This is a genomic window from Mycobacterium timonense, from assembly GCF_025821985.1.
GTDB classification, from domain to species: domain Bacteria; phylum Actinomycetota; class Actinomycetes; order Mycobacteriales; family Mycobacteriaceae; genus Mycobacterium; species Mycobacterium avium.
On the sequence record NZ_JACKSY010000104.1, the window covers coordinates 176,441 to 188,433 of the forward strand.

Consider the following 11,993-nt stretch of genomic DNA (forward strand, 5'->3'; position numbering starts at 1 on the left):
TGGTGTGCATGACGACGGCAGCGACCCGAGCCGATCTGGTGGTGGTGGGCGCCGGGCCCGCTGGATCCGCCGCGGCGGCGTGGGCCGCGCGCGCGGGGCATGACGTGCTGGTCGTCGATGCGGCGCGCTTTCCCCGCGACAAGGCCTGCGGCGACGGGCTGACCCCGCGTGCCGTCGCCGAGTGCGAACGCCTGGGCCTGGGCGGCTGGCTGGACAGCCGCATCCGGCACCGGGGGCTGCGGATGAGCGGGTTCGGCGCCCAGGTGCAGGTCGACTGGCCCGGCCCGTCGTTCCCGTCCACCGGCAGCGCGGTGGCCCGCACGGAGTTGGACGACCGGATCCGCAGGGTCGCCGAGGATTCCGGGGCGCGGATGTTGCTGGGAACCAAAGCCGTTGGTGTGCAGCGTGACTCGTCGGCCGCGGTGACGTCGCTGATGTTGGCCGACGGCACCGGGGTGCAATGCCGTCAGCTGATCGTGGCCGACGGGGCGCGTTCGTCGCTGGGCCGCACGCTGGGCCGGCGCTGGCATCAGGAGACGGTGTACGGCGTGGCCGCCCGCGGCTACCTGAGCACCCCGCGCGCCGACGACCCGTGGCTGACGTCGCACCTGGAACTGCGCGGACCCGACGGCGCCCGGGACAAGGTGCTGCCCGGCTACGGCTGGATCTTCCCGCTCGGCAACGGCGAGGTGAACATCGGCGTCGGGGCGCTGTCGACGTCGAGGCGACCGGCCGAGCTGGCGCTGCGGCCGCTGATCGACCACTACACGGACCTGCGCCGCGACGAGTGGGGCTTCGTCGGCAGACCCCGGGCGGTCGCTTCGGCGCTGCTGCCGATGGGCGGCGCGGTGTCCGGGGTGGCCGGGCCCAACTGGATGCTGATCGGCGACGCGGCGGCCTGTGTGAACCCGCTCAACGGCGAGGGCATCGACTACGGGATGGAGACGGGACGGCTGGCCGCGGGCCTGCTGGGGTGCCCGGACCTGTCGCAGGAGTGGCCGGCGCTGCTGCGGGAGCACTACGCGCGCGGCTTCTCGGTGGCGCGCCGGCTGGCGTTGCTGCTGACCTACCAGCGGTTCCTGCCCGCGACGGGGCCGGTCGCGATGCGTTCCACGACGCTGATGAGGATCGCGGTGCGGGTGATGGCCAACCTGGTCACCGACGACGACGCGGACTGGGTGGCGCGGGCGTGGCGGGGCGCCGGGCGGCTGTCGCGGCTGATCGATCGGCGGGCACCGTTCAGCTGAACGACCCTGTCCAGGCGTGTATAGTCCGGCTAATGAAGGGAACGATGCTGGCTACTATCGGTGCCGCCGCCGTTGCTGCTTTCGCGCTGGCCGCGCCCGCGCAGCTGTCCGCGCCCGCGCAGGCGGATCCCCCGCCGACGGCGCCCTACCCGACGCCGCGGACACCGTCGCCGCCGAGCGACTACGACGCGCCGTTCAAGAACACCGTCAACGGCTTCGGCATCTACCAGCCGCAGGACCAGTTGGCGTGGCTGGGCAAGATCACCTGCGACCGGCTGGACCACGGCGTCGACCACGACGCCCACCAGTCCGCGACCTTCATCCAGCGCAACCTGCCGCGCGGCACCTCCGAGGGCCAGTCGCTGCAGTTCCTCGGCGCGGCGGTGGACCACTACTGCCCCGAGCACATCGACGTCGTCCAGGCGGCCGGCCGGTAAGCACCGCTCAGCGCGGCGGCCGGTGGGCGGCGTGTAGCGCGACGATGCCGCCGGTCAGATTGCGCCAGCGCACCCCCGCCCAGCCGGCGCCGGCGATCTGGTCGGCCAGCGCCGCCTGATCCGGCCAGGCTCGGATCGACTCGGCGAGGTACACGTAGGCGTCGGGGTTGCTGGACACCGCCCGCGCCACCCGCGGCAGCGCCCGCATCAGGTACTCCTTGTAGACGGTGGCGAACAGCGCGTTGCTGGGGGTGGAGAACTCGCACACCACCAGCCGCCCGCCCGGCCGGGTGACCCGGGCCATCTCGCGCAGCGCGGCCTGCGTGTCGACCACGTTGCGCAGCCCGAAACTGATTGTGACGGCGTCGAATACGTCGTCGGCGAACGGCAGCCTGGTGGCGTCACCGGCGACCTTGGGCACCCGGCGGGCGGCACCGGCCGCCAGCATGCCGACCGAGAAGTCGGCGGCCACGCACCACGCCCCGGATTTGTTCAGCTCGACGGTGGACACCGCGGTGCCCGCGGCCAGGTCGAGCACCTTCTGGCCGGGTCCAATGCCCAGCGCCGACCGGGTGGCCTTGCGCCAGTACCGGTCCTGACCCAGCGACAGCACGGTGTTGGTCAGGTCGTACCGGCGGGCCACGCCGTCGAACATCGACGCGACGTCCCGGGGATTCTTGTCCAACTCCGCGCGGCTCACCCGCTTGACGCTACCCGGTGCGGGAATGCCGCGGCGACGCCAGCGTTGCACCTCTGCGTGGCTAGAGATCGCGCCGTTCGGTGTGCATGTCACGCTGATCGAGCCGGGGGTGTCCGCGGCCGCGCTGATGAAGGTGGTCGACGCCGAAAAGCCGCCGCTGCGAGTCTTTTTCGGCTCCTCCCCGCTGGAGACGGCCAAGGCCGACTACGAAAGCCGGCTGCGCACCTGGGAGGAATGGCAGCCGGTCGCCGAGCTGGCGCAGGGCTGACCGGCGCCGGACCGGCTCATTCGCCTTGCGCGTAGCGCCCGGCGCGGACCTGGCGCCGGACGAACGGCGACAGCACCGCCTCGTAGTGGCCGAGTAGCTCGTCGCAGATGACCGGCCAGCTGCGGCCGAGCACGCTGCGCCGGGCGGCCGGCGCGTAGCGGTGGCGTTCGCCGATCAGATGGGCGACGGCGGCCGGCAGCTTGGTCTCGAATTCGTCGACGGCCAACAGCAGACCCGTGCGCCACGGGGTGACGAGGTCACGTGGGCCGCCGGCGTCGGGGGCGATCACCGGCAACCCCGACGCCAGCGCTTCTTGCACGACCTGACAAAACGTCTCGTGCTCGCCGGGGTGCACGAAGACGTCCATGCTGGCGTACGCCGCGGCGAGCTCGTCGCCGTACAGCGCGCCCGTGAAAACCGCTGTGGGCATTGCCGATTGCAGCTTGGCGCGGTCGACGCCGTCGCCCACGACGACGAGCTGAACCGCGTCGCTCGCGGCCAGCCCGGCCAGGCGCTCGACGTGCTTTTCCGGCGCCAGCCGGCCGACGAAGCCGACGATCGGCTTGCCCTGCGGCGACCACCGCCGGCGCAGCGCCTCGCTGCGCGCGGACGGCGCGAACCGCAGCACGTCGACACCGCGCGCCCACCGGTGAACCCGCGGAAAGCGGTGCGCGACAAGGGATTCCATCGTCACGGTGGACGGCGCCAGGGTGCGGTCGGCCAGCGTGTGCAGATGGCGGAACCACGCCCACGCGGCCCGCGCCGTCATCGGAATGCCATAGGAGGCCGCGAAACCCGGAACGTCGGTCTGATACACCGCGACCGTGGGCACCCCCAGCCAGCGCGCGGCCCGCAGCCCGCCGTAGCCGAGCAGCGCCGGCGAGGCCAGATGCACCACGTGCGGGTCGAATCCGCGCAGCACGCTCACCAACCGCGGTGTGGGCACCCCCAGCGGCAGCGTGGTCACCTTCGGGAACATCCGCGACGGGACCCGGTGGACGCGGATGCCGTCGTGGATGCGTTCGGCCCGGGGCTGCCCGGGCGGGGTGTCGGGTGCGATGACGAGGGCCTCGTGACCGGTCCGGCGCAGGTGCTCGAGCACCCGGATCACCGAGTTGCTGACCCCGTTGACTTCCGGCAGGAAGGATTCCGCGACGATGGCAACGCGCACACCATCACGGTGTCAGCGCCGCTTGTCGGAAAGGTTGCCTGCGGGCATACGTCATGCGAAATCTGCAGGTCCGGCACCTTTGCCGCGCCGGTCCAGCCATTTGTCCGCCAGGGCCAGCAGCACCAGCAGCACCGCCGCGCCCAGCCAGCCCACCACCGCGATGGACCCGGCCGGGATGATCGCCAGCCCGGCGTTGCGGTGCTGCACCCGAACCAGGTTGGGATCGTTCTTGTTGTATTCGACGTAGATCCGCATCCCGGTGGCCAGATGCGACGGGTAGAGCACGCCGAGTTCGGGGCGATAGGTGACCCGCTCGGGGGTGACGAACTCGATGGTGGACCGGCGCGGCCCGGCACTGAGCACCTCGGCCTGCGCCACCCCCATGTTGTGGGTGATGGCCAGATCGTTGCGCCACGCCCCGGCGACCAGCAGCACCGACTGCAGCGTGACCAGGCCGGTGACGATCAGCACCGCAATCCTGGCCCAGCGCAACGCGATCCGACCCCGGGTTGTCTCCGGCGGGTCGCTGCGTCCGTGAATCAGGATGTGCAGCAATGCTTTTGGGGATATCGTCACAGCGCCGCCTTGATGGCGGCGTGCAGTTGCCGCAGCGACGAGCGGTCGGCCTTGACCTCCAGCACCCGCATCCCGGGCCCGGGTTCGTCGAGGGCGGCAGCCAATTCGCCGACCTCGATCTGGGCGCTCTCGACGTGATACGCCCGGCACAGCGCCCCCACGTCGACGTCGTGCGGGGTGCCGAAGACCCGCGACGACACGTCGGAGAACCGCGGGTCACCCTGCTCGAGCAGCTCGAAGATGCCGCCGCCGTTGTCGTTGGACACCACGATCGTCAGCCGGCGCGGGGTGGGCTCGGTCGGCCCGATCAGCAGCCCGGAGCTGTCGTGCACGAACGTCAGGTCGCCGATCAGCGCGACGGTGCGCCCGTCGTGCGCCGCCTCGTGGGCCAGGGCCGCGCCGATCGCCGTCGACACCGTGCCGTCGATGCCGGCCACCCCGCGGTTGGAGCGCACCCGGATGTGGTGGCTGTCCAGCCCGACCAACGCCGCGTCGCGGACCGGGTTGGACGCCCCGAGCACCAGCTGGTCGCCGGGCCGCAGCGCGTCGGCCACCGCGGCCGCCACGTGCAGGCCGGTGGTCAGCGGGTGCGCCGCCAGCTGGCCGCGCACGGCGGCCACGGCGTGCCGGTTGGCCTGTTCGCAGCGGTGCAGCCAGGCCGGGCTCGGCGCCCCGGTGGTGACCGCCCGGGTCCCGGTGGCCTGCGAGTTGCCCGACACGTCGGGCCAGCGCGGACCGGTGGTCAGCGCGTACACCGGCACCTGCGGGTCGGCCAGCAGCGCCGACACCGGCCGGTGCAGGGTGGGCCGGCCCAGCATGATCACCTGCTTGGGGCGCAGCAACCGCAGCGCCAGCGGGTGCAGCGGGTTGTCCGGGGCGGGTGCCGTCGGCTCGGCCACGGTCGGCAGCTGGGCAAGGTTGGGGTGCGTCCCGGCGCCGTGGCCGGCAATGACGACGGTGTCCGGTGACAGATCGATGTCCAGCGGCTGGTCGAAGCTGACCGGCGGGGTATAGGTCCACGGCCGGCCGCCCGGGCGGCCGGCCGGGGTCGGGGCGCCGTGCGGCTCGGGATCGGGCACCAGCGGCTCGCGCAGCGGGATGTCGAATTGCACCGGGCCGGCGTTGGCGGTACGGGATCCGGTCGCCGCCGCCAGCACCCGGCAAGTGGCCGAGCGCCAGGTGGCGTTGAGCGCGTCCAGCCGCTCGGGGGCGTCCTCGGCCAGGCCCAGGCTGATGGCGGCCCGGACCTGGGTGCCGAAGTAGCCCAGCTGCTCCATGGTCTGGTTGGCGCCGGTGCCCAGCAGTTCGTAGGGCCGGTTGGCGCTCAGCACGATCAGCGGCACCCGGGCGTAGTTGGCCTCCACCACGGCCGGGCCCAGGTTGGCCACCGCGGTGCCCGAGGTCATCGCGACGCACACCGGAGCGCCGGCCGCGATGGCCAGGCCGATGGCCAGATAGCCGGCGGTGCGCTCGTCGATGCGCACGTGCAGCCGGATCCGGCCGGCGCGGTCGGCGTCGGCCAGCGCGAAGGCCAGCGGGGCGTTGCGGGAACCGGGGCACAGCACCACATCGCGGACACCGCCGCGGATCAGCTCGTCGACGACGACGCGGGCCTGGGTCGTCGAGGGGTTCACCCATACAGCGTGTCACAGCCGGTCGATGAGGCGTCCAACGTGGAGTTGCTGCGGCCCGCTGGCGCGATCTCGCCGCACAAGTCGACGTTGGGCGCCTAGTGCTGCTCGCCGAAGAACTTGAGCATGGCCGCGTTGACGGCGTCGGGCCGCTCGAAGAAGCCGAGGTGACCGGTGTCGGGGATCTGCACGTAGCGGCCGTTGGGCAGCGCGTCGGCGACCTCGCGGCCCAGGTACGGCGGGGTGAGCACGTCGTCGGAGAAGCCGATCACCAGCACCGGTGTCGCGATGCTGCGGTAGGCGGACAACCGGTTGGTGTAGGGGGCGACGTCGAGCTGGGCCCGCATGCCCGGCGTGGACTTGACCGGCCAGGTGGAAAACATCGCGATCCAGTCGGCGACGGCGGTGTCGTCGTTGAGCGTCTTGCGGGAAAAGTTTTCCAGCAGACGGATTTTCGCCTCGTACGACGCCGGCAGTGCGACGCCGCCGTCGGCCAGCTCGGCCTCGGCGTCGCGGAAGAACTGCCGGGCCCGGTCCATCCGACCGCGGGTGCCCATCAGCACCGCGGCGCTGACCAGCTCGGGCCGGGCCAGCATGAGCTCCTGGGCGATGAAGGCGCCCATCGACATCCCGACGATGCGCGCCGGGGCCGCATTCAGCCCCTCGATCAGCGCCGCGGTGTCGGCGACCATGGTTTCCGTCGTGAATCCCTGCGCGTTCTCGGTGGCGCCGATGCCGCGGTTGTCGAAGGTGATGACGCGGTATCCGGCGGCCAGGAAGGCCGGGACCTGATAGGGGTGCCAGGTCCGTCCGGCGCCGCCGTGGCCGGCGATAAAGACCACGGGCTCACCGGAGCCGCGGTCGTCGTAAGCCAGGTTGATCACCCGGACGACGGTACAAGCAGCCCGTGGCAGGCCGTGACCCGGTCGATCCACCACTGCCGCCGCTGCGGGGGCGCGGCCAGGGCCCGCAACCGGGCCGGGTCGGGGGTGACCGGCCCGACCGGCAGGGCGCCGTCGACGGGCGCGGCGACGTCGGCCACGTCCTCGACGAACAGCCCGCCGGTGCCCAGCCCGCACGCGTGACCCAACACCGGCAGCGCCGCCGCGGCGGTCAGCCCGGCCGCGATGCCGACGGCCGAATCCAGCGCGCTGGAGATCACGACCGGGATGTCGATGCGGGCGGCGATCTCCAGCAGGGCCGAAATCCCGCCCAGCGGAGCGACTTTGAGCACCGCGATGTCGGCGGCCCGGGCGCGGACCACGGCCAGCGGGTCGTCCGCCTTGCGGATGCTCTCGTCGGCGGCGATCGGCACGTCGGGCATGTCCGGCCGGCGGCGCAACTCGGCGAGTTCGCCGACCGTCGCGCACGGCTGCTCCAGGTACTCCAGCGGGCCGTCGGCGCTCAGCGCTCGAGCGGCGCGGGCGGCCTCGTCCACGCTCCAGCCGCCGTTGGCGTCCACCCGCACGGTGGGCACCAAATCGCGCACCGCATTCACCCGGGCGACGTCGTCGGCCAGGGTTTGGCCGGGCTCGGCGACCTTGACCTTGGCGGTGCGGGCGCCGGGAAAACGGGCGAGCACGTCGGGCACCGCGGCGGCGGGGACGGCGGGCACGGTGGCGTTGATCGGGATCCGGTCGCGGCGCACCGGCGGCGCCGGCCGGTAGGCGGACTCGACGGCCGACGCCAGCCAGTGCGCGGCCTCGGGCGGCCCGTATTCGACGAACGCCCCGAACTCGCCCCAGCCGGCGGGGCCGTCGATCAGCGCGACCTCGCGGGTGGTGATGCCGCGGAATCGCACCCGCATCGGCAGCGCGACCACGTGCAGCCGGTCCAGCAGGTCCTGCAGCGGCGGAATCACTGTGGGTACACCCGGCGGCCGGCCAGATACGTCGCCCGCACCTGCAGGTCGGCGATCCGCTCGGGCGGCACCGCGCGCGGGTCGGCGGACAGCACCACCAGGTCGGCGTACTTGCCGACCTCGAGCGAGCCGATCACGTCGTCGGCGAACAGCTGCCAGGCCGCGTCGAGGGTCTGCGCCCGGATCGCCTGCTCGACCGTCAGCCGCTCCTCGGGCGCCAGCACCCGCCCACTGGGCGCCTTCCGGGTGGCGGCGACGCTGATGTTGCGCAGCGGCTCCTCCGGGGTGACCGGCGGGTCGTTGTGCAGCGAGATGCGCATGCCGGTGGCCACCGCGGAACCCGCTGGCATCCAACGGGATCCGCGTTCCTCGCCGAACAGGCCGTCGACGAGGACGTCGCCCCAGTAGTGGATCTGGTCGACGAAGATGCTGCAGGTGACGCCGAGGTCGGCGGCCCTTTGGAGTTGATCGGGCCGGATGGCGCCGACGTGCTCGAGCCGCAGCCGGTGGTCGTCGCGTGGATGGCGTTTGAGGGCCTCCTCGTAGACGTCGAGGATGGTGTCGACGCCGGCGTCGCCCTGCACGTGGCAGGCCAGCTGCCAGCCCAGCGGGAAGTAGGCGCCGACGATCTCGCGCAACTGCTCTGTCGTGTAGTTGGCGCAGCCGCAGGAGCCGGGGGTGACGCCGATGGTGCGGGTGGCCTCGGTGTCCAGGTAGGGGAACGACAGCGCGATGTTGCCGATCCAGGGCGAGCCGTCCACCCAGATCTTGATGCCGACCTGGCGCAGCATGTCGTCGCCCTCGCCCGGGGTGGCGTCGGTGCGCAGCTGCGGGTTGGAGATCTCGTAGCTGCGCAGCCGCACCGTCAGCTGCCCGCGCAGTTGTTCGACCATCGGCCGAAACCGCGGGTCGAACGCCATCTCCGAACAGGTGGTCAGCCCGGCCCGGTTCAGCCGGGCGCACTCGGCGTGCAGCATCCGCGGGTAGCCGGCGGTGTCGATGGCGCCGTCGAGTAGCGGAAACACCGCGCCGGTCTCCTCGGCGGTGCCGTCGAGTTCGCCGTCCGCGTCGCGGCCGTAGCGGGCGCCCTTGGGGTCTGGGGTGTCGCGGTTCAGGCCGTGCCGCTGGGCGGCTCGGGAGTTGAAGAATGCCTTGTGCCCGGAGTTGTGGATGATCACCAGCGGGCCGTCGGGCGCGATGTCGTCGAGCCAGGCCAGCGTCGGTTGCGGAAGTCCCTGCTGCAGCAGCGGATCCCAGCCGTTGAGGTAGGCACCGGCTTCGCCCCGCTTGCCGACCTCACTCTTGACGGCGGCGACGACGTCGTCCGCGTTGGCCAGGGTGACCGGGCGGATGTCCACGATGCGGTCCGACAGCGCGACCGCCTCCATCAGCGGATGCCCGTGCGCCTCAACGAATCCCGGCATCACGCAGCCGTCCCCGATGTCGACGGTTTGGGTGTGCGGGCCGACGTGCGCCGCGATTTCGGCGCGGGTTCCCACGGCGACGATGCGGCCGTCGGCGACGGCCAGCGCCTCGGCGGTGGGCCGCGCCTCGTCGACGGTCAGTACGGTTCCGGTGAGGACTAGATCTGCCTGCCCCATGTGCACGGATGCTATCGGTCCGAGGGTGCGGCTGACCGGAATTGCAACACGTTCTAGTCTGGCCCCATGAGTCGCGCCGGCGACGATGCAGAGCCAAGCGATGAGGAGGAGCCACGCCATGGGTGACGAGCTGCTGCGCCATCCCATTCATTCCGGACACCTGACCGTCGGTGCGCTCAAGCGCAACAAGGACAAGCCGGTGCTGCATCTCGGCGACACCACGCTGACGGGGGGTCAGCTCGCCGAGCGGATCAGCCAGTACATCCAGGCGTTCGAGGCGCTCGGCGCGGGCACCGGCGCCACCGTCGGGTTGCTGTCGCTGAACCGGCCCGAGGTGCTGATGATCATCGGCGCCGGCCAGACCCAGGGGTATCGGCGCGTGGCGCTGCACCCGCTGGGCTCGCTCGACGACCACGCCTACGTGCTGGACGACGCCGGCGTGACGTCGCTGATCATCGACCCGACCCCGGCGTTCGTCGAGCGGGCGCTGGGCCTGCTGGAGAAGGTGCCCGGCCTCAAGCAGATCCTCACCATCGGCCCGGTGCCCGAGGCGTTGAGCGGTTCCGCGGTGGACCTGGTGGCCGAGGCCGCCAAGTATGCGCCGAAACCGTTGGTGGCGGCCGATCTTCCGCCCGATCACATCGGCGGGATGGCCTACACCGGCGGCACCACCGGCAAGCCCAAGGGTGTGCTGGGCACCGCGCAGTCGATCACCACGATGACCACGATCCAGCTCGCCGAATGGGAGTGGCCGGAGAACCCGCGCTTTTTGATGTGCACCCCGCTGTCGCATGCTGGGGCCGCGTTCTTCGTGCCGACCATCATCAAGGGCGGCGAGCTGGTGGTGCTGACCAAGTTCGACCCGGCCGAGGTGTTGCGGGTGATCGAGGAGCAGAAGATCACCGCGACCATGCTGGTGCCGTCGATGATCTACGCGCTGATGGACCACCCCGATTCGCACACCCGCGACCTGTCCTCGCTGGAGACGGTCTACTACGGCGCCTCGGCGATGAACCCGGTGCGGCTGGCCGAGGCCATCCGCCGCTTCGGGCCGATCTTCGCCCAGTACTACGGGCAGTCCGAGGCGCCGATGGTGATCTCGTACTTGGCCAAAAAAGACCACGACGAGAAGCGGCTCACCTCCTGCGGGCGGCCCACGCTGTTCGCCCGCACCGCGCTGCTGGACGCCGACGGCAACCCGGTGCCGCAGGGCGAAGTCGGCGAGATCTGCGTGTCCGGGCCGCTTTTGAGCGGCGGATACTGGAACCTGCCGGAGGAGACGGCCAAGACGTTCAAGGACGGCTGGCTGCACACCGGCGACATGGCCCGCGAGGACGAGGACGGCTTCTGGTTCATCGTCGACCGGGTCAAGGACATGATCGTCACCGGCGGCTTCAACGTGTTCCCGCGCGAGGTGGAGGACGTGGTCGCCGAGCACCCGGCCGTCGCGCAGGTCTGCGTGATCGGAACGCCGGACGAGAAGTGGGGCGAGGCCGTCACCGCCGTGATCGTGCTGCGGCCCGACCATCCCTCCGACGAGGAGTCGGTGGCGAAGGTGACGGCCGAGATCCAGGCGGCGGTCAAGGAGCGCAAGGGTTCGGTGCAATCGCCCAAGCAGGTGATCGTCGTCGACTCCGTGCCGGTGACCGCGCTGGGCAAGCCCGACAAGAAGGCCGTGCGCGCGCGGTTCTGGGAGGGCGCCGGCCGCGCCGTCGGCTAGGTGAGCGTGTGGCGTGTGGGCTCGCCCGGGCCCTACCGCCGAGCGTGAAGTTAACTTCACGCTCGCGTGCGAACGTGAAACTAGCTTCACGTTCGGCGAGTGAGGCCGAGGCGAGTGACGCCGCGGGCGGGTGAGGCCGAGGCGGGTGAGGACGCCCGGCGAGTGGAAGTCAGCGCGTGACCCCGGCGACCAGCAGGTCGAGCATGCGTCCGGTCTGCTCCGGTGAACCGCTGACCAGAAGGATGCCGATCAGGCTGGACACCACGTCGTCGGCCTGCACGTCGGCGCGCAGGCTGGCATCGTCGACGCCGGCGCGCAACAGCGTCTCGACGGCGCCGACGATGCTGTCGCGGGTCTGGCTCGGTACCAGAGCGCCGGACTCGAAGATCGCCTGCAGGGATTCGGCCATGCCGCGCTTGGTGGCGACGAAGTTCGCATAGCGGTCCATCCAGCGCCGCAGCGCGGTCTTGGGGGGATGACGTTGGAGCAGCTGCGCGGCGGCCGCGGCCACCTCGGCGAGCTCGGCGCGGTATACGGCCTCGACGAGAGCCTCCCGATTGGGGAAATGGCGGTAGAGCGTGCCGATGCCCACCCCCGCGTCGCGGGCGATCGATTCGAGCGAGACCGATGCGCCGTGTGCCGTGAACGCCGCGGTGGCCGCCTCCAGCAGCCGCTGGCGATTGCGGCGCGCGTCCGACCTTCCAACCAAAGCGGAGGCTCCTCCGTTTCTGCTAGGCTGCGAATGCGGAGGGCCCTCCGCTTTCTCCAGTGTCTCACCGCA

General features: G+C 71.6%; 11 protein-coding genes and 1 pseudogene. 4 read left to right on the forward strand and 8 right to left on the reverse strand.

The genetic code is table 11. The features are described 5' to 3' along the window. Positions 1–8: 8 nt before the first annotated feature. A complete protein-coding gene (gene menJ, locus H7I87_RS23345; protein WP_031348247.1) occupies positions 9–1,247 on the forward strand; it encodes a menaquinone reductase MenJ in 1,239 nt (412 codons plus the stop codon). A gap of 32 nt (positions 1,248–1,279) precedes the next feature. Then, complete coding sequence (locus H7I87_RS23350; protein WP_003879355.1) at positions 1,280–1,684, forward strand: DUF732 domain-containing protein; 405 nt, start codon at positions 1,280–1,282, stop codon at positions 1,682–1,684. 7 nt (positions 1,685–1,691) lie between these two features. Here H7I87_RS23350 and H7I87_RS23355 read toward each other — a convergent pair whose 3' ends face one another. Continuing rightward, entirely contained in the window at positions 1,692–2,384 is a 693-nt protein-coding gene (locus H7I87_RS23355; RefSeq protein WP_003879353.1) for a demethylmenaquinone methyltransferase, read from the reverse strand. Positions 2,385–2,448: 64 nt separating this feature from the next. Here H7I87_RS23355 and H7I87_RS23360 point away from each other — a divergent pair. Then, positions 2,449–2,652 (forward strand): annotated as a pseudogene (locus H7I87_RS23360) (short-chain dehydrogenase); the annotation flags it as partial. Between the two features lie 16 nt (positions 2,653–2,668). Here H7I87_RS23360 and H7I87_RS23365 read toward each other — a convergent pair. From H7I87_RS23365 to H7I87_RS23390, 6 genes are all read right to left on the reverse strand, one after another. Continuing rightward, the gene (locus H7I87_RS23365; RefSeq protein WP_011726140.1) at positions 2,669–3,823 is read right to left on the reverse strand and encodes a glycosyltransferase family 4 protein; all 1,155 of its coding nucleotides are present in this window, start codon (positions 3,821–3,823) and stop codon (positions 2,669–2,671) included. Positions 3,824–3,874: 51 nt separating this feature from the next. Next, a complete protein-coding gene (locus H7I87_RS23370; protein ID WP_023862207.1) occupies positions 3,875–4,399 on the reverse strand; it encodes a DUF3592 domain-containing protein in 525 nt (174 codons plus the stop codon). Next, positions 4,396–6,033, reverse strand: a complete 1,638-nt coding sequence (gene menD, locus H7I87_RS23375) for a 2-succinyl-5-enolpyruvyl-6-hydroxy-3-cyclohexene-1-carboxylic-acid synthase (protein WP_003879350.1) — start codon at positions 6,031–6,033, stop codon at positions 4,396–4,398. The genes H7I87_RS23370 and menD overlap by 4 nt, the downstream gene beginning before the upstream one ends. Positions 6,034–6,128: 95 nt before the next feature. Continuing rightward, on the reverse strand, positions 6,129–6,914 hold the full coding sequence (locus tag H7I87_RS23380; RefSeq protein WP_009979225.1) for an alpha/beta fold hydrolase: 786 nt from the start codon (positions 6,912–6,914) through the stop codon (positions 6,129–6,131). Further along, entirely contained in the window at positions 6,911–7,891 is a 981-nt protein-coding gene (locus tag H7I87_RS23385) for an o-succinylbenzoate synthase (protein WP_009979226.1), read from the reverse strand. The genes H7I87_RS23380 and H7I87_RS23385 overlap by 4 nt, the downstream gene beginning before the upstream one ends. Next, positions 7,888–9,492: an amidohydrolase gene (locus H7I87_RS23390; RefSeq protein WP_024637604.1), complete on the reverse strand. Its 1,605-nt coding sequence runs from the start codon at positions 9,490–9,492 to the stop codon at positions 7,888–7,890. Before H7I87_RS23390 ends, H7I87_RS23385 begins: the two co-directional genes overlap by 4 nt. Positions 9,493–9,577: 85 nt before the next feature. Here H7I87_RS23390 and fadD8 point away from each other — a divergent pair, with 85 nt between their 5' ends. After that, the gene (gene fadD8, locus H7I87_RS23395; protein WP_370445536.1) at positions 9,578–11,212 is read left to right on the forward strand and encodes a fatty-acid--CoA ligase FadD8; all 1,635 of its coding nucleotides are present in this window, start codon (positions 9,578–9,580) and stop codon (positions 11,210–11,212) included. A 169-nt stretch (positions 11,213–11,381) separates the two neighbouring features. On the opposite strand, the gene H7I87_RS23400 is transcribed toward fadD8, so the two are convergent. Beyond that, positions 11,382–11,921, reverse strand: coding sequence for a TetR/AcrR family transcriptional regulator (locus H7I87_RS23400; RefSeq protein WP_031348246.1), 540 nt, complete (start codon positions 11,919–11,921; stop codon positions 11,382–11,384). Positions 11,922–11,993 lie beyond the last annotated feature (72 nt).